Source organism: Enterococcus sp. DIV0187 (assembly GCF_051713785.1).
In the GTDB taxonomy this organism is placed as follows: domain Bacteria; phylum Bacillota; class Bacilli; order Lactobacillales; family Enterococcaceae; genus Enterococcus_A; species Enterococcus_A avium.
The window spans coordinates 766,752-790,025 of sequence record NZ_JBIOQO010000001.1 but is presented as its reverse complement, the minus strand read 5'-3'; the positions used below and the strand labels follow the sequence as shown (position 1 = coordinate 790,025).

General features: G+C 40.1%; 23 protein-coding genes and 1 riboswitch. Of the genes, 21 read left to right on the top strand and 2 right to left on the bottom strand.

The window, feature by feature from the left end; all coding sequences use genetic code 11:
• The first annotated feature begins 10 nt into the window (after positions 1-10).
• The 17 genes from IGI52_RS03840 (at position 11) to IGI52_RS03760 (ending at position 15,819) form a co-directional block, all read left to right on the top strand.
• Positions 11-586: a cob(I)yrinic acid a,c-diamide adenosyltransferase gene (locus IGI52_RS03840; RefSeq protein ID WP_127979100.1), complete on the top strand. Its 576-nt coding sequence runs from the start codon at positions 11-13 to the stop codon at positions 584-586.
• A gap of 44 nt (positions 587-630) precedes the next feature.
• Positions 631-780: riboswitch (adenosylcobalamin (AdoCbl) riboswitch) on the top strand.
• Positions 781-1,054: 274 nt separating this feature from the next.
• On the top strand, positions 1,055-2,182 hold the full coding sequence (locus IGI52_RS03835; protein WP_438780534.1) for a 1-propanol dehydrogenase PduQ: 1,128 nt from the start codon (positions 1,055-1,057) through the stop codon (positions 2,180-2,182).
• A 295-nt stretch (positions 2,183-2,477) separates the two neighbouring features.
• A complete protein-coding gene (locus IGI52_RS03830; RefSeq protein WP_016180218.1) occupies positions 2,478-3,050 on the top strand; it encodes an ANTAR domain-containing response regulator in 573 nt (190 codons plus the stop codon).
• The gene (locus IGI52_RS03825; RefSeq protein WP_438780533.1) at positions 3,043-4,476 is read left to right on the top strand and encodes a sensor histidine kinase; all 1,434 of its coding nucleotides are present in this window, start codon (positions 3,043-3,045) and stop codon (positions 4,474-4,476) included. Before IGI52_RS03830 ends, IGI52_RS03825 begins: the two co-directional genes overlap by 8 nt.
• Before the next feature lie 100 nt (positions 4,477-4,576).
• Complete coding sequence (gene eutA / locus IGI52_RS03820; RefSeq protein ID WP_438782224.1) at positions 4,577-5,992, top strand: ethanolamine ammonia-lyase reactivating factor EutA; 1,416 nt, start codon at positions 4,577-4,579, stop codon at positions 5,990-5,992.
• 16 nt (positions 5,993-6,008) lie between these two features.
• Positions 6,009-7,373, top strand: coding sequence for an ethanolamine ammonia-lyase subunit EutB (locus IGI52_RS03815; protein ID WP_438780532.1), 1,365 nt, complete (start codon positions 6,009-6,011; stop codon positions 7,371-7,373).
• 15 nt (positions 7,374-7,388) lie between these two features.
• Entirely contained in the window at positions 7,389-8,294 is a 906-nt protein-coding gene (eutC, locus tag IGI52_RS03810; protein WP_438780531.1) for an ethanolamine ammonia-lyase subunit EutC, read from the top strand.
• Positions 8,295-8,311: 17 nt separating this feature from the next.
• Complete coding sequence (gene eutL / locus IGI52_RS03805) at positions 8,312-8,965, top strand: ethanolamine utilization microcompartment protein EutL (protein WP_438780530.1); 654 nt, start codon at positions 8,312-8,314, stop codon at positions 8,963-8,965.
• A gap of 14 nt (positions 8,966-8,979) precedes the next feature.
• Positions 8,980-9,561, top strand: a complete 582-nt coding sequence (locus tag IGI52_RS03800) for a BMC domain-containing protein (RefSeq protein WP_438780529.1) — start codon at positions 8,980-8,982, stop codon at positions 9,559-9,561.
• The gene (locus tag IGI52_RS03795) at positions 9,552-11,018 is read left to right on the top strand and encodes an acetaldehyde dehydrogenase (acetylating) (RefSeq protein WP_438780528.1); all 1,467 of its coding nucleotides are present in this window, start codon (positions 9,552-9,554) and stop codon (positions 11,016-11,018) included. The genes IGI52_RS03800 and IGI52_RS03795 overlap by 10 nt, the downstream gene beginning before the upstream one ends.
• A 42-nt stretch (positions 11,019-11,060) precedes the next feature.
• A complete protein-coding gene (locus tag IGI52_RS03790) occupies positions 11,061-11,348 on the top strand; it encodes a BMC domain-containing protein (protein ID WP_016180229.1) in 288 nt (95 codons plus the stop codon).
• A gap of 103 nt (positions 11,349-11,451) precedes the next feature.
• Positions 11,452-12,078 (top strand): ethanolamine utilization phosphate acetyltransferase EutD, encoded by a 627-nt coding sequence (gene eutD / locus IGI52_RS03785; RefSeq protein ID WP_127979092.1) that lies wholly within the window; start codon positions 11,452-11,454, stop codon positions 12,076-12,078.
• Between the two features lie 13 nt (positions 12,079-12,091).
• Positions 12,092-12,769 carry an ethanolamine utilization protein gene (locus IGI52_RS03780; RefSeq protein ID WP_438780527.1) on the top strand — a complete coding sequence of 226 codons (678 nt, stop codon included), beginning with the start codon at positions 12,092-12,094 and terminating at the stop codon, positions 12,767-12,769.
• Positions 12,720-13,016, top strand: coding sequence for a EutN/CcmL family microcompartment protein (locus IGI52_RS03775; RefSeq protein WP_127979090.1), 297 nt, complete (start codon positions 12,720-12,722; stop codon positions 13,014-13,016). The genes IGI52_RS03780 and IGI52_RS03775 overlap by 50 nt, the downstream gene beginning before the upstream one ends.
• Positions 13,003-14,094, top strand: coding sequence for an ethanolamine utilization protein EutH (gene eutH / locus IGI52_RS03770; RefSeq protein WP_438780526.1), 1,092 nt, complete (start codon positions 13,003-13,005; stop codon positions 14,092-14,094). Before IGI52_RS03775 ends, eutH begins: the two co-directional genes overlap by 14 nt.
• 3 nt (positions 14,095-14,097) lie before the next feature.
• Positions 14,098-14,541, top strand: coding sequence for a cupin domain-containing protein (locus IGI52_RS03765; protein WP_118367996.1), 444 nt, complete (start codon positions 14,098-14,100; stop codon positions 14,539-14,541).
• 261 nt (positions 14,542-14,802) lie between these two features.
• Positions 14,803-15,819, top strand: coding sequence for an AI-2E family transporter (locus IGI52_RS03760; protein WP_438780525.1), 1,017 nt, complete (start codon positions 14,803-14,805; stop codon positions 15,817-15,819).
• A gap of 26 nt (positions 15,820-15,845) precedes the next feature.
• On the opposite strand, the gene efbA is transcribed toward IGI52_RS03760, so the two are convergent.
• On the bottom strand, positions 15,846-17,549 hold the full coding sequence (gene efbA / locus IGI52_RS03755; protein ID WP_438780524.1) for a fibronectin-binding protein EfbA: 1,704 nt from the start codon (positions 17,547-17,549) through the stop codon (positions 15,846-15,848).
• 81 nt (positions 17,550-17,630) lie between these two features.
• Positions 17,631-19,298 carry a phosphoenolpyruvate carboxykinase (ATP) gene (locus IGI52_RS03750; protein ID WP_438780523.1) on the bottom strand — a complete coding sequence of 556 codons (1,668 nt, stop codon included), beginning with the start codon at positions 19,296-19,298 and terminating at the stop codon, positions 17,631-17,633.
• Positions 19,299-19,473: 175 nt separating this feature from the next.
• On the opposite strand from IGI52_RS03750, the gene IGI52_RS03745 reads away from it, so the two are divergent.
• From IGI52_RS03745 to IGI52_RS03730, 4 genes are all read left to right on the top strand, one after another.
• Complete coding sequence (locus tag IGI52_RS03745; protein WP_438780522.1) at positions 19,474-20,034, top strand: hypothetical protein; 561 nt, start codon at positions 19,474-19,476, stop codon at positions 20,032-20,034.
• Between the two features lie 393 nt (positions 20,035-20,427).
• Entirely contained in the window at positions 20,428-21,441 is a 1,014-nt protein-coding gene (trpX, locus tag IGI52_RS03740) for a tryptophan ABC transporter substrate-binding protein (protein WP_304569847.1), read from the top strand.
• A 4-nt stretch (positions 21,442-21,445) separates the two neighbouring features.
• Complete coding sequence (locus IGI52_RS03735) at positions 21,446-22,327, top strand: ABC transporter permease (RefSeq protein ID WP_127979085.1); 882 nt, start codon at positions 21,446-21,448, stop codon at positions 22,325-22,327.
• Positions 22,328-22,331: 4 nt separating this feature from the next.
• Positions 22,332-23,114 (top strand): ABC transporter ATP-binding protein, encoded by a 783-nt coding sequence (locus tag IGI52_RS03730; protein ID WP_127979084.1) that lies wholly within the window; start codon positions 22,332-22,334, stop codon positions 23,112-23,114.
• Positions 23,115-23,274 lie beyond the last annotated feature (160 nt).

Below are 23,274 nucleotides of genomic sequence, written 5' to 3'. Positions count from 1 at the left end.
AGAGGATAGCATGCGAATCTATACAAAGACAGGCGATAAGGGTATGACAAAGTTAGTTGGTGGTGCTCAGGTCGCAAAGGATTCCGATCGGGTAGAAAGCTATGGAACAATCGATGAATTAAATTCATGGATCGGCTTTATTATTTCAGAAACCCAAGACACACAAATCAAAAAAGAACTACAAGAAATTCAGCAAATGCTTTTTGATCTGGGAACAGATTTAGCAACACCAGAAAGTACCAGAACTGAAGGACGCCTGTATTCCGGAAGTTCTTGCTGGCTAGAAGAAAGAATTGATCGCTACACCGATGAAGCTCCGGAAATTGAACGTTTCATTCTACCTGGCGGAACAACAACTGCAAGTATGCTCCATGTCGCCAGAACAATCACCCGCAGAGCAGAGAGATCTATAGTGACCTTAAGCTGGACATCTAGCTTAAATAGTGAAATTGTCATTTTTATTAACCGTCTGTCCGATTATTTTTACGCACTGGCGAGAGTCATCAATGCGCGGGAAAAACAAGAGGACGTCTTTTACGAGCGTGGTGAAAAAGTTTTCCATAAGATTAAAAGTACGGGCTTATAGATTGTATTCGCTTACGAATTATGCTATTTTATCTGTAGGTCAACAATAGTTATTTTATGAAAAGGATAAATGGAAACCAGTGTAAATCTGGTACGGTGCCGCCACTGTGAGAAGCAGCGCATGCTTTGTAGTCAGATCTTTTTATTCTTTTCATTAGCGGGCATGCTGTTTCGTTGCAAAGCAGGATGTTTTCTTTACAAACCCTTGTTAAGATAAAAGATCCAGCCCAACTAAAATAAGATAACTGTTTTAACCGTTTTATTGTACATTGCTGTACAGTAATGGGAATGGGCTGGTCTTTCAAAGCGGAAAGAGATTACAGGTACAAGGATGTACTGCTGACTCCCTTTTATTGAAATTTTTATAATTAAATAACCAGTCTTTACAAGGTAGTAATGATGCAGAGCAATGACGCTCCAGACAATGAATGATTGTTTGGAGTGTCTTTTTTATTTAAGGAGGAATAGTATGCAAAAAATCCATTTTAAGACAACGATCTGGCTGGGTTCAGAGGTTCTTGAGGGGCTTAAAGAGCTGAAAAATAGACGAATCTTTTTAGTAGCAGATCCTTTTTTGATCGAAAATGACCAGATCAATGAAATCGTTCGCCACATTGATCATAACGACTACTTGATATTTAGTGATATCGTCCCAGATCCGCCAGTTGAAAAGATTGTCAGTGGATTGAAGCAAATCGTTGATTTCCAAGCAGACATTATATTGACCATTGGCGGAGGATCGGCAATTGATGCAGCAAAAGCCATGAAGTATTTTGCCAATCGAATACTAACAAACAAGATTGATCAATTAATTGCTGTCCCTACGACAAGCGGAACGGGGTCAGAGGTAACAAATTTTTCAATCATCACGATTCCTGAAAGAGGAACGAAATTTCCTCTAGTTACTGATGAAATTCAGCCGGATATCGCCATTTTAGATACGAACTTGGTCATGGGCGTCCCACCTGCAATCACTGCGGATACAGGAATGGATGTCTTAACTCATATCCTCGAATCCTATGTTTCGATCAAGTCCACTGTTTTATCCGATGCTTATTGTGAAAAAGCTGTCAAACTTGTTTTTAAATATTTGGAAAGGGCCCACAAAAATGGTGAGGATCGACAGGCAAGAGAAATGATGCATCTTGCATCTTGTTTAGCTGGTATCGCCTTTAATCAAACATCATTAGGAATCAATCACGGGATTGCTCACGCCGCGGGTGCTCGCTTACACATTCCTCATGGTCGAGTCAACGGGATTTTATTACCTAGTGTGATTCACTTCAATGCTGATTTAAATGAGTCAGGACATCTCCAAAATCGTGCAGCAATGAAATATTTGAAACTAGCTAAATGCTTAGGTGCATCAACAAACAATCCGCGTATGGGTGTGAACACGCTGATTCGTCAAATTATTCAGTTGCGGAACAGCTTAAAAATGCCAGCAACACTCTCAGAATTTGGCCTTGAAAAGAGAGAGGTTGAACAAGTAATACCAGCAATTGCCGAAGCAGCAATAAATGATGCTTGCACAAAAACAAATCCTGTTGTGCCATCTCTCCAGGACATCGAAACGATCATTCAAGAGATTTTATAAAAGCATTGACAGCCCTTTCAAACTACCATATAATCGAACTAGCACAACGAGGTGCTCCCAAAATTTAAGAGCAATGAAGCTCCTTGATAGAAAACAGACATTTTGTTATTGTTTTTTATTTTGGGAGCTTTTTATGTCTACTTTATTTATTTTTCTCTCATAAAGGAGCACTTGTTGAAGTACAAAAAAGAAATTTCGCGTACTTTTTAATGAGGTTTGTTAGATAGATCACTAGAGATTATTTTTGCACAAGGGAAGTAGGCGGATTCTTGAAAAAATGTAAGGATGTGAAGGGATGAATGGAAGAGTTGTAATAGTGGATGATGAGCCAATTACAAGATTTGATATTCGCGATATTCTGCAAGGAGCGGGCTACGAAGTCGTTGGCGAAGCAGCAGATGGTTTTGAAGTCATTGAGATTTGTAAGAAAACGCGCCCGGATGTTGTTTTAATGGATATTCAAATGCCCGTTTTAGATGGACTAAAAGCAGGAAAAAAAATTATTCAGGACAATACAGCCAGCAGCATTGTGTTTCTATCAGCCTACAGTGATGTTGAAAATACGACCAAAGCAAAGAATCTTGGCGCAATTGGCTATCTGGTAAAACCCTTAGATGAAAAATCATTGATCCCAACGTTGGAAATGAGTATTGCTCGTGGTAAAGAAACTCAAGATTTAATCAAGCAGGTCGAAAAATTAAAGACAAAATTAGACGAGCGAAAAATCATCGAAAAAGCAAAAGGCATTTTGAGTAAAGAAAACGGCTTATCTGAAGCTGAAGCCTACCAAACGATTCGTAAGTTAAGCATGGACAAGCGTTGTCCAATGAGTGAAATTGCTGAATTGATTGTGATAAACGATGAGTGATGCCGGAATGATTCAACTTTGTCAGGAATATACCTCTCTTTCTCCTGACGACATCGAAGCCTTGCTTCATTCAGCTCAGCAGGTTGAAAAGAATCCTCATTACGAAGAAATCGATGTGTTCATCGATGTTTATAACGAAATGAAAAAAGAAGCATTGGTGATTTATCACAAGCGGCCAAAGACTCAAAAATCCTTATACAAACGCGATATTGTCGGCGAAGATGCCTTATTAAAAAATGAACCGGGGGCATTGAGAACCTTAGAAACGGGTTTAAACTCGGTGAAGCTCATGGCCGTCAGCCAGGAAAACATTTTAATTCAGCAATCGGTTTTTCCAATTAAAAATAACGGAAAAACGATCGGCGTGATCATTCTGGAAAAGGGGGTAGCCGAAGACGATATAAAAGAAAGCAATGATCGAATTTCTGATAGGCTTCCGTCATCAGAAACTCTAAGTCATTTAGATCAATCCTTCGTCAATCAGCTGCCTGAGGCGATACTCGTCTATGATAAGTATGGATTTTTAATTTCTAGCAATAAAGAAGCGAAGAACCTTTATCGCAGGTTAGGCTACAAAGATCGAATCAAGAATATGCACTACGATAATTTGACCCTTGATTACACAACCTTTGATTACATCATGTATCAAATCGGCCGGCAAGCTCCCAATCAAACGATTGAAAATGAAACAGCTTATTTGAGCTATTATTTTATCATTAAGAAGATCTGGATTGAAAAGGGCGGAAAATTATTAGTCATTATCCAGGACAATACCGATGTCAAAAGCAAAGAGGCCGAGATCATTTCCAAATCGGTTGTTATTAGAGAAATCCATCATCGTGTAAAGAATAATTTGCAGTCGATCGTCTCTTTATTAAGGATTCAAGAAAGAAGAACTAGCAGTACAGAAGCCAAAAAAATTCTTCGGGAGAGCGTTTCACGGATTATGGCCATTGCGGCTTCTCACGAATTACTTTCTAAGCAGGTTGAAGATCAAGTTTCGCTGTATCAAACTCTGGAGGCAGTTGTCTTCAATTTTCGTCACATCATCCAAAGTTCGCCAGAGCGAGAAATTGATTTGACTTTAGATATTGACCAGGAGATTCAGGTTCTAAGTGATGAAATGGTCACCATCTCTTTGATTGTGAATGAATTGCTGCAAAATGTGTTCGATCATGCTTTTGACTCCCACCAATCGGGACAAGTAAGGATTATCGGCAAAAAGGAGAAGAGTTTAATCTCCATTACAGTCGAGGATAACGGGAAGGGCTTTGATCCAAAGGCGGATCACGGCGACAGTCTTGGATTAATGATCATCACTAGCTATGTAAAGGATAAATTAAAAGGCAGGATAAAAATTGAATCGGGGAGAAACGGTACAAAAGCCTGTTTCACCTTTGAAAATGACAACATTGACGTTGTTTAAAAATTAAGCAAAGACGCTTAAGAAAGTGGAAAGAAATTTTCTCTTTTTTAAGCGTCTTTTTTATGTTTTGACAGGAGGGTAGGTTTTGGGAAAAGAAAAAATGTTAACCGTTGGCATCGACTTAGGAACATCAACTACGCAGCTAGTCTTGTCGGATCTGACAATCGAAAATTACGCATCTGCCTTCTCAGTTCCCAGAATTACGATTTCTGAGAAGAAAGTCATTTATCGTAGTGAGATTATTTTTACACCTCTGATAAATCAAAAGGAAATCGATGATGAACCCATCAAACGATTCGTGACCGAACAATACAAACAGGCAGGAATCGAAAAAGGTGATATCCAAATGGGTGCTGTCATTATTACAGGTGAGACGGCGAGAAAGACAAATGCTAGTAAAGTGTTGAAGGCACTCAGCGGTTATGCTGGAGACTTCGTAGTAGCCACTGCTGGACCGGATTTGGAAAGCATTATTGCAGGAAAAGGGGCAGGAACGGAGAAGTTATCGAAGCAGTACAAAGGAACCATTGTCAACTTAGATATTGGTGGAGGAACCACAAATTTAGCAGCCTTTAGAGACGGAGATACGTTAGATACAGCTTGCTTTGATATTGGCGGTCGCTTAATCAAAATAGACTCAAAAACACAGATCATCCAATACATTTCACCAAAGCTCAAACAAATCATCAAAGAGCAAAAGCTATTGATAGAAGAAGGTCAACCAGCAGAAAAGCAAGAGTTGAAAAAGGTCGTTGCAGAGTTAGTAACTGTTCTTGAAAACAGCGTGGGAATAGGAGAAAAAAGTGTCTATTATGATTTGCTGATGACTAACCATGGTTTAAAGCTGGATTACGATCTTACCTCTCTAACATTTTCAGGCGGAGTCGCAGATTGTCTTGAAAGTCAGGAAAAGGATTGCTTCAAATACGGAGATATCGGTTTATTGTTAGGCCAGCAATTAAAAGAATCCAGATTATTTTCAGAGCTGGAGATCCTGCCTTCCGAAGAAACCATTCGAGCAACGGTCGTCGGAGCCGGTTCTCATACTGCTGAGGTGAGCGGAAGTACCATTTCCTATACAGAAAAGTTATTGCCATTAAAAAATTTACCGATTCTGAAGCTTTCGAGAAATGATGAAACACAAAACACAGAACAGATGGCGCTTCAAATTAAGGAAAAACTGAACTGGCATCGGTTGGAAGACGATTTGTCGCAAATCGTTCTAGCTATTGAAGGGAAAAAGAACCCCAGTTTTATCGAAATTCAAAGATACGCAGCCGGAATTGTTAAAGGATTGAAGCCAATGATTGATGAAAAATTTCCTTTGATCGTACTCGTCAAAGAAGATATGGCTAAAGCACTAGGACATAGTCTCTATGCCCGGCTGCCAAGGAATTATCCATTTGTCTGTCTGGATTCGATCTTAGTTGAAAACGGCGATTATATTGATATCGGAAAACCAATGGCTGGCGGAGCCGTTCTGCCAGTGATTGTTAAAACACTAGTATTTAATTAAAAGGAGTGAAATAGAAATGATTTTGAAAACCATGCTTTTTGGTAAGACTTATCAGTTTCAAAGCGTCAAGGAAGTTCTAGCCAAAGCCAATGAAGAAAAATCCGGCGATAAGCTGGCAGGAGTAGCGGCTGAGAGCTCCGAGGAACGAATTGCTGCTAAAGTAGTTCTCGCGCAATTAACTTTAGAGGATTTATTTAATCATCCAGTTGTTGATTATGATGAAGACGAGGTAACGAGAATTATCGTTGATCAAGTCAACCTTAAGATTTTTGATTCAATTAAACACTGGACCGTGGAGGAGCTTAGGGAATGGATTCTATCTGATAAAACAGGTGACTTTGATATTAAACGAATATCCAGAGGTTTAACAGCTGAAATGATAGCAGCGGTTTGTAAATTAATGTCGAATATGGATTTGATTGTTGGTGCTAAGAAGATCAAAATCCAAAAAACTGCGAACACCACCATCGGAAAAACAGGAACATTTTCTGCTCGTCTGCAGCCGAATCATCCTACTGATAATGTGGATGGAATCATGGCTTCGGTCATGGAGGGATTGTCATACGGTGTCGGTGATGCTGTTATCGGTCTAAATCCCGTAGATGATTCAACTGAAAGTGTCGTGCGTATCCTTAATAAGTTTGAAGAATTCAGAAGTGAATGGGACATTCCGACACAGACCTGTGTGCTCGCCCATGTAACGACGCAAATGGAGGCGATTCGCCAAGGGGCTCCAACAGGACTAGTCTTCCAATCAATTGCAGGTTCAGAAAAGGGCAACACGGCCTTTGGAATTAGCGGCGGTTTAATTCAAGAGGCACGAGATTTAGTTTTACAGCAGGGACAAGCGGTAGGGCCAAACGTAATGTATTTTGAAACAGGACAAGGTTCTGAGCTTTCATCAGAAGCCAACTTCGGGGCAGATCAGGTTACGATGGAAGCTCGTTGTTACGGTTTTGCTAAAAAATATGATCCATATATTGTCAACACCGTTGTAGGCTTTATTGGGCCAGAATATCTTTATGACTCCAAACAGGTTATTCGAGCAGGTCTAGAAGATCACTTTATGGGCAAGCTAACAGGCATTTCAATGGGCTGTGATGTCTGCTATACCAATCACATGAAGGCTGATCAAAATGATATGGAAAATCTTACCGTCCTGCTGGCCTCAGCTGGTTGTACGTATATCATGGGAATTCCTCATGGGGATGATGTCATGCTGAATTACCAAACCACCGGCTTCCATGAAACAGCGACGATACGCGAAATGTTCAATTTAAGACCAATCAAGGAGTTTGAAGAATGGTTGGAAAAAATGGGCATTATGGAAAATGGCAAGCTGACTCAACGAGCTGGCGATGCCTCATTATTTCTTAAATAAGAGAGGGTGAAGAAAATGAACGAACAAGATATCAAGAAAATGGTGGAATCAATTTTAACCGATTTAGTGGATCAGCAAGGAAATACGGCAGTAGCAATTAATAATGTTTCGGAATCAGCAAATGATAAAGCATGCGAAAACGTTGATGAGAACTGTAGTATCCCGGACATTACGGAAGTCGATTTAAGAAAACAACTGTTAGTGACTGAACCAAATGATGCGGATGGCTATTTGAAAATGAAATCCTTTACGCCGGCACGCATCGGCGTCGGTCGTGCGGGACAACGTTATATGACTCAATCCGTCTTGCGCTTTCGCGCAGATCATGCTGCCGCACAAGATGCAGTGTTTTCAGATGTTTCAGAGGAATTAATTAAAGAGTTGAACTTAATTCCGACTCAAACCATTTGCCAAAGTAAAGATGAGTATTTAACCAGACCAGATTATGGTCGAGTTTTCGATGAAACCAATTGCGAACTGATCAAAGACAAATGCCAAAAAGGCGCTAAATTACAAATTGTCGTTGGTGATGGACTTAGCTCAGCGGCAATAGAAGCCAATGTCAAAGAAATTCTCCCATCTATTAAACAAGGCTTGAAAATGTATGATCTGGATTTTGACCAAGTACTATTTGTTAAATACTGTCGAGTTCCTGCAATGGATAAAATTGCGGAATTAACCGAAGCAGAGGTTGTTTGCTTGCTTGTTGGAGAGCGGCCTGGTTTGGTAACCGCTGAATCCATGAGTGCTTATATCGCTTATCGTCCGACAGTAGGAATGCCAGAAGCGCGCCGAACGGTGATTTCCAATATTCATAAAGGCGGGACTCCTGCCGTTGAAGCAGGTGCTTATATTGCCGAGCTGATCTATAAAATGTTGCAGAAAAAGAAATCAGGAATTGATTTGAAGGAAGCGGAATAGCCGAAGGAGGGAAAAAAATGAGAAATGATCGTTTAGGAGCAAACGTCCTAAGTGTAAAAATGATCGCCAATGCTGACGAGGACTTAGCAAAACAGTTTGACCTGCCAAAAGGAATGAAATCATTGGGCATCATTACTTCTGATTGCGATGATGTGACTTATGTCGCACTGGATGAAGCCACGAAGGCTGCCGAAGTCGAAGTTGTTTATGCTAAAAGTATGTACGGAGGAGCTGGAAATGCTTCAACAAAATTAGCGGGTGAAGTGATCGGGATCCTAGCTGGTCCCAGTCCAGCAGAAGTGAGCAGTGGTTTAGCCATCGCTATTCAAGTCATCGAAAATGAGGCGAGCTTTATCAGTGCCAATGATGATGATAGCATTCCATACTTTGCTCATGTGATTTCACGTTCTGGCCGTTTTCTATCCAAAGAAGCCAATATCACTGAAGGAGAAGCGATCGCTTACTTGATCGCGCCACCACTAGAAGCGATGCTAGGTTTAGACGCTGCTCTTAAAGCAGCAGATGTAAAAATGGGGGTCTTTTATGGCCCACCCTCAGAAACAAATTTCGGCGGCGCCTTGTTATCTGGTACGCAATCAGCTTGTAAAGCAGCTTGTAACGCATTCGCACAAAATGTTCAAAATGTAGCAACCGATCCCAAGGATTATTAAGGATGTGATACAAGATGACAGCACTAGGAATGATTGAAGTCCGTGGATATTTAGGAGCGGTTAGTGTTGCCGATACAGCACTCAAGGCGGCCAATGTAACGTTGAATAACGCGGAAGTCATTCGAGGCGGTATAACGACCATTCAATTAACTGGCGATGTAGCGGCGGTAAATGCAGCGGTAGAGGCGGCGACACAAATGGCAAATATTTTAAATTGCCTTCTGTCTAGTCATGTAATTGCTCGTGTAGATGAGCAAACCAAAGCTTTGATGAGGGAGCCAGAACAAACAACTTCTCAAACGAATAGTGAAGAAATACCAGAAGAAACGACTCATCAAGAAATGAATGAGAAAGAAACTGCTGAAGCAACCACTATAGAAGCAAAGATTCCCGACCAGCCCATTATCCGCGAAAATGTTGAAGATGAAGAGTTGAAGAAAAAATTAGTAGATAAAAAAGTTTCTGAGTTGCGAACGATCGCCTATAAAATGAACCTTCGATCACTGACGAAAAAGGAAATCAAATTTGCAACAAAAGAGAGCTTAATCAAGGCTATTTTAATGGAATCCGAGGGGAGTGAAAGTGATTGGGATTAATCGACAAAGATTTACAATCGATTCAAGAAGTTAGAAATTTGATCCATGAAGCCAAAAAAGCACAAAAAACACTAGCGGGCTTGTCACAGCAACAAATTGATCGTATCTGTCAGGCTATTTCTGAAGAAACCTATAACCAACGGGAAAAACTAGCGAAAATGGCTAATCAGGAAACTGGTTTTGGCATTTGGCAGGATAAAGTGATCAAAAATAGCTTCGCGTCAAAAACAGTTTATGAATATATTAAGGATCTGAGAACAGTTGGCGTAATTAAAGAAGATGTGGAAAACAGAATTACAGAGATAGCTGTACCAGTAGGCGTGATCGTCGGTTTGATTCCTTCAACCAACCCAACATCAACCGTGATTTATAAAGCCCTGATTGCTCTTAAGGCAGCAAATAGTATTATTTTTTCACCACATCCTAATGCGTTAGGCTGCATCACAGAGACAGTCAAAATTATTCAAACAGTTTTAGAAAAAGAAGGAATACCAAAAGCCTGTGTATCCGTTATGACCATGCCTACCATGGAAGGAACCCATGAACTTATGGTCAATAAAGACACAAATTTGATTCTGGCAACCGGCGGTAACGCCATGGTTAAAGCGGCCTATTCTTCAGGCACGCCAGCAATTGGGGTTGGCCCTGGAAATGGACCAGCCTATATCGAACGCAGCGCTGATATCAAGCTAGCAGTCAAACGAATTATGGATTCAAAAACCTTCGACAACGGAACGATTTGTGCCTCCGAACAGTCGATTATTGTGGAGACGGCTAATGAAAAAGAGGTTCGAGCTGAATTAGTTCAGCAGGGAGCATATTTTCTATCTGAGGAAGAAGCAGCCAAACTAGCCAAATTTATTCTACGACCAAATGGAACAATGAATCCACAAATAGTCGGAAAATCTGTTCAACATATCGCCGATCTTTCAGGTTTGACTATTCCGAAGAGCTGCCGCTTAATCGTGGCCAACGAAAAACATGTCGGACCAAAATATCCATATTCCAGAGAGAAATTAGCACCGATCATCGCTTTTTATACAGTTGAAAATTGGCAAGCCGCCTGCGATCTTTCAAAAGAAATTTTGAAGGAAGAAGGCGCTGGACATACGATGGTCATTCACACCGAAAACAGGAAGGTTATTCAGGCTTTTGGCTTAGAAAAACCCGTCTCGCGTTTATTAGTGAATACGCCAGCAGCGCTAGGCGGTATCGGCGGAACGACCAATCTAGTACCCGCTCTCACACTAGGCTGCGGTAGCATCGGAGGAAGCTCAACATCTGATAACATTGGCCCGCAGCATCTTTTCAATTTAAGACGGGTTGCTTATGGAACCACAGAGTTAGAAGAGATTCGTAGTAATGAGACGGCGACAAATGAGGAAGTATCCCCATTAACAGCTAACGAAGAATTAATTAATACGTTGGTGTCACAAATTTTAGCACGGTTACAATAATTTGAAAAAATTTTAACAATAAACTTTTAGGAGGAAATAATAATGTCTAGTACAAACGCTTTAGGAATGATCGAAACAAGAGGATTAGTAGGTGCAGTAGAAGCAGCAGATGCTATGGTGAAGGCAGCAAACGTAACATTGATGGGTAAAGAGCAGGTTGGCGGTGGATTGGTGACAGTCATGGTTCGCGGCGATGTAGGAGCGGTAAAAGCAGCCACCGATGCAGGAGCCGCTGCGGCAGAGCGAGTAGGAGAATTACTGTCTGTTCATGTGATCCCACGTCCTCATACCGAAGTTGATGCAATTCTACCAAAAATGATTCAAGAGTAAGTCTCCTAGCAAACACACGAATAATTTTACTCAAAAGCGTACTGCCTTTTGCAGCGCTTTTGAGTTCCAGTAAAAAAGATTCTTGAATGAAGGAGGCGAAAATGTGAAGCAATATGATGCACTTGTCGATGAAATTGTAAAAAAAATAAAGGAAACACAACAGTCGCAAATTCCGGTAGAAGCATCAGGAAGACATGTCCATCTCTCAAGAGCACATGTCGATCAGCTTTTTGGAGAAGGCTATCAGCTTACTGAGGCAAAAAAACTGTCTCAACCTGGGCAGTTTGCTTGCAAAGAGCGAGTGACCATCGCTGGACCAAAGGGAATGTTCCAAAATGTAGTAATTCTAGGTCCTGAACGAAACGAATCCCAGGTGGAGGTTTCATTAACCGATGCACGAATTCTAGGAATTGATACACCGATTCGAGAAAGTGGCATGATTGAACAAACACCTGGCATCACCGTGTTAAACGGGGATCAGGTCGTTCAATTAACCAAAGGATTGATTGTTGCCAAAAGACATATCCATATGACACCAGAGGATGCAAAAAAGCAACAGGTCTCAAATAAGGAAATCGTCAAGGTCAGAATAAATAGTGAGCGCTCCTTAATTTTTGATGACGTGGTAATTCGGGTCAGTTCAAAATTCGCTACAGCCATGCATATTGATTATGACGAGGCAAACGCTTGTGGATATAAGAAAGGTGTTACGGGAGTGATAGTAAAATAGGAGATTGCCAGTAATGAAGATAAATGAAATCGAAATCATCATTGAAAAAGTAACGCGAGAAGTTCTAAAACCCGTTCGCCTTCCTACAACGGACGTAACTCTTTCAATTGCTTTGCTTCGGCAAATTGGCGAGTACCCAAAAGCAGTCATCGAAGGTCTTTCCACTAAAGTGAACTGGGTACAGACTGATACTCCTACAGCAAGTGCCCTTCTAGTCAACTCATTATCCTTATCGCAGCTTGCAGCTGTAGCCAATCTTCAGGAGATCGATCCTACAACTGCAACAATTCTTCGGTTTTTAATAAAGGGAAAACCAGTTTGGGTACTGGCTAGTGAAGTCGATCACAATAAATTGAAGAAACAAGCGAAATTCGCGTTATTAAAAAAATATGATGCACTAAAAAAAGAAACTGTTCAATTTGGTCTAGACTTTGAATTTTCTATCGATAAAATCGATCAATGGATACACAAGCAAAAAAGCAAGGATAGCCCCTTCAAGCGAGCGAAATACTTAACACAAAAAGATTTAATTGAATTGACTAAAGAAACGAACTCTTTAGTCATTCCTGAAGGCAGCCGGTTGACACCTCTGGCTGAAGATTATGTTCAAGAGATGAATATTCAGATTGGGGGAGAAGCGGATGCTGCTGGGAAAAGTGACAGGAAGTTTATGGGCAACACGGAAAGATGAAAAATTAAATGGCTCTAAATTTATGCTGGTAAAAACTTGGAATATGAACTTAGAACAAGCAGAAGGACTATTAGTTGCTGCAGACAATGCAGGAGCAGGAATTGGCGACCTCGTATTGATTACGCAGGGAATGGCAGCAAGAATTTCCGCGGAAAATGAAGGAATCCCGATAGATGCCATGATTGTTGGAGTGGTTGATTCGGTGGAGACAAATAATTCAAGGAGAGATGAGAATGAGTATAAATGAAATAATTATGTATATCATGGTTGTCTTCATGATCATTGGTGCGGTCGATCATGTAATCGGTGGGAAGTTAGGATTAGGGGAGCAGTTTGAAGAAGGAATCATGGCGATGGGGTCGCTGGCATTATCAATGGTTGGGATCATCACCTTAGCCCCCATTTTGGCAAATTTATTAAGCCCAATTGTCGTTCCTTTATACAGTATGCTTGGTGCTGATCCATCGATGTTCGCGACAACTATTTTAGCAAATGATATGGGTGGTTTTGCTTTAGCACAACAGATGGCTGTTGATCCGCAAGCGGGTCTTTTTGCAGGAACAATCTTAGGAGCCATGATGGGGCCAACGATCGTGTTCACAATTCCAGTTGCTTTAGGAATCATTGAAAAAGAAGATCAACAATTTTTAGCTACTGGTGTATTAAGCGGTATGGTAACAATTCCAATCGGGTGTTTGGCTGGTGGTCTAGCTGCGGGGATGCCTATTGGAATGATTTTAGTCAATTTGATTCCGATCGTAATTTTTGCTGTATTAATCATGATTGGTCTATGGTTTGCGCCAAAAGGGATGATCAAGGGGTTCACAATTTTTGGAAAAGGCGTGGTAACGGCAGCGATCTTCGGATTGGTTATTGGCGCTATCCAACAATTGGTCGGTATTACCGTTATCAAAGGAATTACTCCAGTTACAGAAGGAATTGAAGTAGTTGGTGGGATCGCTTTGACTCTATCTGGAGCGTTTTGTTTAGTAGCTGTCATTACCAAAGTCTTTAGTAAACCCTTATTAAAACTGGGAGAAGCCATGGGAATGAACGAAGTGGCGGCCGCAGGTTTAGTCGCTACTTTAGCCAATAGTATCCCGATGTTCCAAATGATGAAAGATATGGATCAAAGAGGAAAAATTATCAATGTGGCATTTGCCGTTTCTGCTGCCTTCGTGCTAGGAGATCATCTTGGGTTTACAGCAGGTGTTGCTAAAGAAATGATTTTTCCAATGATGGTAGGCAAATTAGTGGCTGGCATCACTGCTATTTTTGTAGGGATGTTCATGGCAAATCGCGTGTTAGGTAAGAAGGAGGGGTAAACAATGACAGAAATGAATCAAGAAATGCTCGAAAAATTGATTCGGAAATTAGTAATGGAAAACTTGATGCCAACAAAAAATGTCGATCCAAGCGGCATTTTATCTATTAAATTACCGGAAATTGAAGTAGCGGAAGAGGATCGTTTAGACACAGGTAATCCCGCTGACATCGTTTATACAAAAGATCTAGTATCTCTTCAAGAAAGCCCTCGTTTGGGTTGTGGATTAATGGTAATGAAAGACACTACATTTGATTGGACTTTAGAATACGATGAGGTGGATTATATCATCTCTGGTCAATTAGATGTAGTTATTGATGGCAGGACAATATCTGCTAAAGCTGGCGAAATTATTTTTATCCCTAAAAGCAGCAGCATAAAGTTTTCAGTGACCGGAGATGCACGGTTCATCTATGTTACCTATCCTGCTGATTGGCAAAGTCAGTAGTATAAGTTATTTTTGAGACTGGTAGAAGTAATTCTACCGGTTTTTTTCATATTTCAAAAAAGACGTTAAGCATCAGAAAAATGACGATCTAGCTATCAAATTTAATACTATTGAAAAGTATATTAGAAGCTGAAAATGAGGTTTAATGGTATAGTATTTTCAGAAGTTTTTAGAAGATAGCCTATTTAACTTTTTCGACTATCGAATAGAATGATTCTTCTAAAGGCAAATTAAACATCAATACGAATAAGAGGGTCCAATATGTATGAGAAATTTGTAAGCAATACTCGATTACGAAGATTCACAGTCTTAGCACTGGTTATCTTCATTTTATTTTTAGTCAGAGATTTTATGACACCCATCCTATTAACTTTCATTTTTACATTGATTTCCGTTAAGATTGTCAAATTTATTCAACGCTATATCAAGGCTCCGACATTCTTGCTGGCGACCATTCTTTATCTGTTTGAATTGTGGCTTTTATATCTTTTAATCTCAAGATATTCAACCATTTTGATCGATCAAGTCGTCTCGACTTATAATTCAATCGTTCATTTTTATCAGCATAAAGAATTCAATTCTGACGTGGTAACGAACTTCATTTCTAGTTATTTTAAGAATCATAACTGGCAGGATAAGGTTGAAAGCGGTGCTGGAATTATTTTGGAACAATTACAAAATGTTGGTCGCTTAGCCATCGCTTTTATTGTCTCGTTTATATTGAGCTTTTTCTTCATGGTAGAAAAAGAGAAAACGATCCTATTTTCAAAGAATTTTCTGAGTAGTAATTATGCGTGGTTTTTCCAGGATTTGTTTTACTTTGCCAGAGTCTTCGTTGAAACATTCGGTGTTGTCGTAGAGGTTCAATTACTGATTGCGATCGTCAATACAGTAATTACCACAGTTGGTCTAGGTCTGATTGGTTTTACACAATTGCCAACATTAGCGATCATGATTTTCTTCTTGAGCTTAATCCCTGTTGCCGGAGTGATTTTTTCTTGTATTCCATTAACGCTAATTGCTTATTCAACAGGAGGGATTCAGACCGTCATTTATGTATTAATTTTGATTGTGGTGGTTCATTGTATTGAGGCCTATATTTTGAATCCAAAGTTTATGTCGAGCCGGACAAAGCTACCGATTTTTTATACTTTCGTTATTTTATTAGTCAGTGAAAAATTTTTAGGTGTATGGGGATTGATCGTGGGTATTCCAATTTTCAATTTCTTCTTAGAAATCTTAGGAGTTAAAATCCGTACGAAGTTGACAAAAGACTAATCTAACAAAAAAATGGAGCAGCCAGATTAGGCTGTTCCATTTTTTCGTAATTGCTCAATAACTGATTCTTCTGGTGTTACGAACAATGTTTTTTGATTTTCATAAATCACGAATCCCGGTTTAGCACCATTCGGTTTATGAACATGTTTAACTGCGACATAATCAACCGGGACCTGTGCCGATTGCCGGAATTTTGAGAAGTAGGCTGCCAATTCAGCAGCTTCCAGCAACGTTTCTTCACTAGGTGCGTCATCTTTTACTATGACATGCGAGCCAGGGATGTTTTTGGCATGCAGCCAAATATCACTTTTTCGTGCTTGCTTCAAGGTCAGTTGATCATTTTGCAGATTATTTTTCCCAACGAAGATTTCTGTGCCATCACTCGCGACAAAGCGCTCGGGTTTAGAAGGGGCCTGTTTGCGATTTTTCTTGCTGCGCTTTTTCTTTAAGTAGCCGCTGGCAATCAGCTCTTCTTTGATGACCTCAATATCCATCGGCCCAGCGATTTCTAATTGAGCTAGGACGGATTCGAGGTAGGCAATTTCGTCTTTAGCCTCAGCAATTTGATCGTAAATCAATTTGACCGCATTTTTCAGCTTTTGGTATTTCTGGAAGTACTTCTGTGCGTTTTGATTAGGGGTTAATGCGGGATTCAATTTGATGGTTATTGGCGCATTGTCCTCATAATAATTCTGTAATTCAATGCTTTCCGCTCCCCGTGGAACTTGCGCCATAAAGGTGGTCAGTAATTCACCATCGCGACGGAATTCTTCGGCATTTTCAGAATCGCTTAACGTTTTTTCACGTTTAGCCAGTTTTGTCTGATTGCGTTTGATCTCATTTTCAACTTTGCGAATCAAGTCATTTCCTAATTGCTTCACGCGATCTTTTTCGGCTTTTTCCCCATAAAAAGCATCCAGCAAAGCGCTCAAACTATCGTATACGGTACTTTCTTCGAAGGTTTCAAAGTCCAACGGTGCAAAGAATTCCTTTTTATTTTTGAGTCCCAATGTCGGTGTAAGTTCGGATTGAACTGTTTCCCAAAAATCAGCCCAAACAACCATTTTTTCATTTGGTCGTTCGCCAATACGATAAGCCAATTCCTCGGCGGTGTCGCGGCCCAATCCTTGGAAATTTTGCTGCAAATATCGTCCATCCAACGTTTCGGCAGTTGAAAGAATCTTGAACACTTGCTCCTTGGTTGCGTGAAATGGATTCAGCTGCTCTTGCTTCGGCGGTTCAATATATTCGCTGCCGGGAAGGATGGAGCGGTAGGTATTCTGTGAATGCCCAATATGCTTGATGGCATCAAGAATTTTTCCTGTTTGCTTATTCAACAGGACAATCGTTGAGTGACGTCCCATAAGCTCAACGATCAGGACGATATTTTGTAAATCACCTAATTCATCACGCTTACTGAAGGTGAAGTGAACCACACGATCATTTTCGACTTGATGAATATCTTCTAAAATCGCGCCTTCTAAATGCTTCCGCAGCATCATTACAAAATTCGGCGGATTGTCTGGATTTGTATAAGCAATTTCAGTTAATTGAATTCGCGCGTAGCTTGGATGAGCTGAAAGCAGCAAGCGCCGATTCTTTCCTTGAGCTCGGATCACTAAAACAACTTCATTTTCATAAGGTTGGTGGATCTTCGATATTCTTCCAGTAACGAGCTGATCCTTTAATTCTCGTACCATCGCATGGGCAAAAACTCCATCAAAGGACATTTTTTATCCCTCATTTCTATTCATAATAGCTCTATTATAAACAAAAAAACGCCAGTGACCAAGCAAGTCACCGGCAAAAACTTAGACAGTAATAGTTTCTTTGTAATTATGAAGCTGATCCAGCAGGTATAAAAGTAATTGCTCCGCTTCATTAGGCAGGCGATCATAGCCGCCTTGATAAGTTTTCCGAGACTGAACAAAGGCTAAACGAGTTTCAAGTCGGGTCATTAAATGAATCAAATAGTGATGACTATTAAAGTCCGGCTCATGCTTTTTGACCGGTAAATAGCTGATCCCTTTTAGCGGACCAAAGGGTTTAAATTCAGCGGAGCCATCAATGATTTTTTCAATACTGCCAAGGGTTTCTTCTGGCGTCACTTTCCGTCCTTTAAAGTCACCGGTATTCAAAATATAGCAATCCGTCTTTTTCTTCTGGAACAGGTCTTTGAAATCCTGATAATCTTCCTGTAAGGGATAACAGCGGAACGGATTTGCAAAGGGCTCAATGACTAATTGATCGGCAACTTCACCAACGACATTTTCTGCAGTTGAACGCTTCGTAGCCAATGTCGCCCCAAAAACCGCTGCAAGGGAAGGATCTTCGATTTTGATTACTGGCGGAAGGCTGTCATCCTTCATTATCCAAAACAGTCCGTCGACTTTTTCATCGATATGATCCACTCGATTTGGCGTTGCGTAGCGACTCTTGATGCTACGACCATTTCCATTTCGGATATCTTCAGTCACTAGCACTTTCTTATTTTCTTCATCTAAGGTCACACCAACATTTTGTGCCGTAACAATATATTTGATCTGTTCACTAGACATCGGATAATCCTGTGTTTTGTCAAAATAAGCAGGTTCTAGCGCAGTAGTCGAGCCCCTATCCTTCGAAATGACAAACGCATCGTCATGCAGAACATGAACTTCGCCTTTATTTTTTGGTTTAGCTAAAGTAATCGTTGACTTGCCTGATCCAGACAATCCAAAAGCCGCCATCGTGTATTTTTTATCTTCTAATAGATACTGTTTCATACCGCCATGACAAGCGATAAAACCATTGCGATGAGCAGTTGCCCAAGCAAGTGTCAACGTCGCTTTCTTCAGCTCGCCAAAATAGCGTAGCCCGAGAATTCCTGCACAATTATGTAATGGATCAATCACCACCACACCATCAGGAAAATCAGGATGCTCCCAGTCCGGGTCAGCAAAGATGAAGATATCTCCAGTATAGATTTCGTCCGATTGCTGATAGAAAAGGTGTTTCGCATCGCCAATTTGAAAATTCAATAAATAGGAGTAGAGGTTCGGGCTATAATCTGCAGGAACCATCAAATGTGATTTGACCGTAAACTCTTCATCTAGACCCACGATGACTTCCCCAGAATAGAACTTCTTCGATCTTGCCTGAAAGACTGCTTCTCGTAAAAGCTCACTATAAAAATCAGCATCAATTCCTTCTTGCCCAATAATTCGACGTGCGGCTGCTGTTCGTCCAACAATCTTGCCATCATTTGTGACTAATACCTTAGCATCAGTAGGCAACTGCAATCGACTGGTGTAGGCAACATCAAGATCAGTGGTGATCGTTCCAGGACTAGACTTTGCCAACGCATAGGCATCCGTTAGGTGACGAATTCGCGTCACATTATTTCCATAAAAAGCTGTCTCGATCACACTGCGAATATTCGAAAAAAGTCGATTCTTTTTATTGATATCCTTGTGCGAAAAATGTTCAATACTGCTCATCTTAAAACCTCCCCGAAATCAATTGTTATTATTATAATAGCATTAAAATAAAACGCTAACAATCCAATATAGAACAGATTTTTTCAACTCCAATACGCAAAAAAAGCCAAAATGATCGCTGGTGGTAGCGCTCTTAAGGTAAAAATAATATAATGATAAGCAAGGAGGCGTTATTATGGAAAGATATTTAGCGATAGTTAAAGAAAAAATCCTTATTTTTTGGCGTAAATTTATTATTGTTGTATCAGAAAATGAACGCCGATCCTTATTAATTGCAGCAAGTCTTGTTGTCTTTGCAATCATTTTTTCAACTTCTGCAGCTTTCGCACAAAAGGTGATTCGACAAGACCAACTAAATGAGCTTGTATTTGATTCTTTAAAATCAGACCATCTCATTCCACTTGAATATCAAAAGGTGGATCAAAAAATAAAAGAGACCAAAGCCATATCCATTATGTTTAGCCAGCCAGATGGAACATCCTTCAACAATGTCATGACGATTCTTGATGATCCCGAACAAAATCCTATGCTAAACCGTCAATTTTATTATTATCCGATCGTCTATGATAGTGAAACGATTGCTGAAAAGTATCAGCTAGATCCGAGACAGGTAACCTTTATTTTCTTCCACAATGGCAAAGAAAAAAATCGCTTTGTGGTGGAGAGTCTAAAGGATTTAAATCATGAGTTCATTCCTGAGTTAAATCGATTGCCGATGTGGAAGCTAAAAAAATAAAATGAGATTTCGAATAAAATAAATGAGCATTTTTTAATAAAAAGAGTTGACACCTGATTTTTTTTCCGCTAAACTAACTTCAACATTAAAAAAGGAGTGACATTCATGAAACACGCAAACTTATCTAATCAATTAAATAGCTGGCAAAACTGGCGTAGATAAGTTGTATTTATGAATTCACTCATAGATACAACGTTTAGACAACTTCTAAATCTTGTATCTATGCTGGATATTTTTCATGCTTATTCCCGCATAGAGACCATCTATGCGGTTTTTGTTTTTTTCGAGGACAACTACCGTTAAATATTTAGGTAGTTGTCCTTTACTGTTTTCTAAATCAACTAGCAAATCGAAAAAGCATACATTAAAAAACAAAAATCGGAGGAAATTATCATGAAAAATAAAGGGATTATCGGATCAATCATCGCGTTAGCAGTTGTATTAATCGGGGTTTTTGCTTATCAAATGGGATCACGTCAAACAGGCGCGGCAACAGATAATAAAGAAGAACTGAAAACTGTCGGAATTTTACAATTCATTAGTCATCCATCGTTAGATCAAATCAAAGACGGAGTGATCAAAGGCCTAAAAGATGAAGGCTTTGAAGACGGTAAAAATATCAAAATCGAATTTTTAAACGGTCAAGGCGACCAAAGCAAATTAAACAGTATGAGTCAGCAATTATTAGAAAAAAACTCCGATGTATTAATCGGAGTTGCAACACCAGCTGCTAAAGCATTGGCAAACGCGACCAGTGATACACCGATTATTATGTCAGCCATCAGCGATCCGATCGGCGCGGGCCTCGTAACAGACCTTGAGAAGCCAGGTGGAAATATCACTGGAGTCAATAATTTAACACCGGTTGATCAGCAATTAGATATGGCGATGGAAATGTTTCCAGAGGCGAAAACAGTCGGTATGATCTATTCATCTTCAGAAGAAAATTCTAAATCACAAATTGATCGAGCGGAAAAACGCGCAACAAAAGATGGCTTAACCGTGAAGAAATATGCAATCAGCTCAAGTAACGATATCGCTCAAATCACACAGCAAGCTTGTCAAGAAACCGACTATTTATACATTCCACAAGACAACACGATTGCCAGTGCTTTTCAAACGATGATCAATGAATCAGATAAAGCGAAAAAACCAGTATTTGTATCCGTAGACAATATGGTAAAAGAAGGCGGAATTGCGACAGTCGGTCAGAATCAATTTGAGCTAGGTGTGGAATCTGGAAAAATGGCGGCAGATGTTCTAAGCGGCAAATCAAAACCTGCATCGACACCAGTCAACGTGATTGATTATGGGGATATGATTATCAATGAAGACAAAGCAAAAGAATTAGGGATCACGATTCCAGAAAAAATCAAAGAAAAAGCAGAAGTAGTTAAAGGGGAGTAGACAGATGATTATTTCAGCAATCGGACAAGGATTTCTATGGGGGATTTTAGGATTAGGTATTTTCATGACCTATCGCATCTTAAATTTCCCAGATATGACAACAGAAGGTTCATTTCCGTTAGGCGGTGCAGTCTGTGTAACGGCAATTACAAACGGAGTATCGCCAATTTTTGCGACCCTGTTAGGAATCGTCGCTGGAATGTGCGCAGGTTTTATTACCGGCATGCTGTATACAAAAGGAAAGATCCCGGTCATTCTTGCTGGAATACTCGTTATGTCGGGATTAAACTCGGTGATGCTGTTTATTATGCAAACACCCAATCTTTCCTTACTAAAACAACCTAAGATCCAAGACTTCTTTACGAATTTAAATCTGCCGGATCATTTTGATATCGTCCTATTAGGGCTAATCGCAATCATAATTATCGTAGGCCTGCTATTGTTTTTCTTCTTTACTGATTTCGGTCAAGCCTACATCGCGACTGGTGATAATGAAAATATGGCACGTTCAATTGGTATCAACACTGACCGCATGAAAGTCATCGGACTAACCTTATCAAATGGCGTGATCGCTTTATCCGGTGCATTGATTGCCCAAAATGACGGTTATGCCGATATCGGTAAAGGTGTTGGTGTGATTGTTATCGGTTTGGCTTCCATTATCATCGGAGAAGTCTTGTACGGAGAAGTGACCTTCATTGAACGGTTAGTTGCGATTGTTTTAGGCAGTATCATTTATCAATTATTAATTTTAGTCATCATTAAAGCTGGTTTAGATACCACCTATTTGAAGATTTTCTCTTCAATCATTTTGGCATTGTGCTTGATGATTCCACGCTTAAAAGAAGCCTTGAACCTGAAGACTGGATTAGAAAAGGGGGAGTAGTCAGATGAACGCTGTAGAAGTAAAGAATGCCAGCAAAACCATCAGTAATGGCATGAACGACAAACGCAAGATTTTAAATAATGTCAGCTTAACGATCGCTCCTGGGGAATTCGTTACAGTCTTAGGGGGAAATGGTGCAGGAAAGAGTACATTATTTAACAGCATTTCCGGCAGTCTGCAATTGGACAATGGAACAGTTTCGGTGATGGGCAAGGATTTAACTAAGCTTTCTGAAGAACAACGAGCGACCTCGATTGCCCGAGTCTTCCAAGATCCAAAAATGGGCACCGCTCCTCGTTTGACCGTGGCAGAAAACTTAGGTTTAGCAGAAAAACGTGGACAAAAACGCCATTTGCGGCAACGCCAGCTGAATCAAAAGAAGGAAATGTATCGCGAACTCTGCCAACTGATCGGAAATGGGCTAGAGAATCATCTCGATACACCAACGGGCTTCCTTTCTGGCGGACAGCGTCAAGCGTTAAGTTTATTGATGGCGACAATCACAAAACCAGATTTACTATTACTAGATGAACATACAGCTGCACTTGATCCGAAAACCGCGAAGCAATTAATGCTTTTGACCGATCAACGAATCAAGGAAGAAAATCTCACCTGTTTAATGGTCACCCATAAAATGGAGGATGCTTTGCATTACGGCGATCGCGTGATCGTGATGGAAAAAGGGGAGATCATTAAGGATATCAGTGGCGAAGAGAAGAAACGCATGACATTGGCGGATCTATTCCTGCTATTTGAAGAGAGTGACACAGTAGCTGAAGTAATGTAAAAAAATTTTTTTTACAGAAAATTAGAATAATGGGTTGACTTATGAGAAAAACAAATCTATACTAAGTTCAATCTTAAATCAGTTTGGAGCGAATTTTATGAATAAGAATAAGAGTACGCACACACAACTGAATAATTATTACTTTAGCTATTTTAGATAG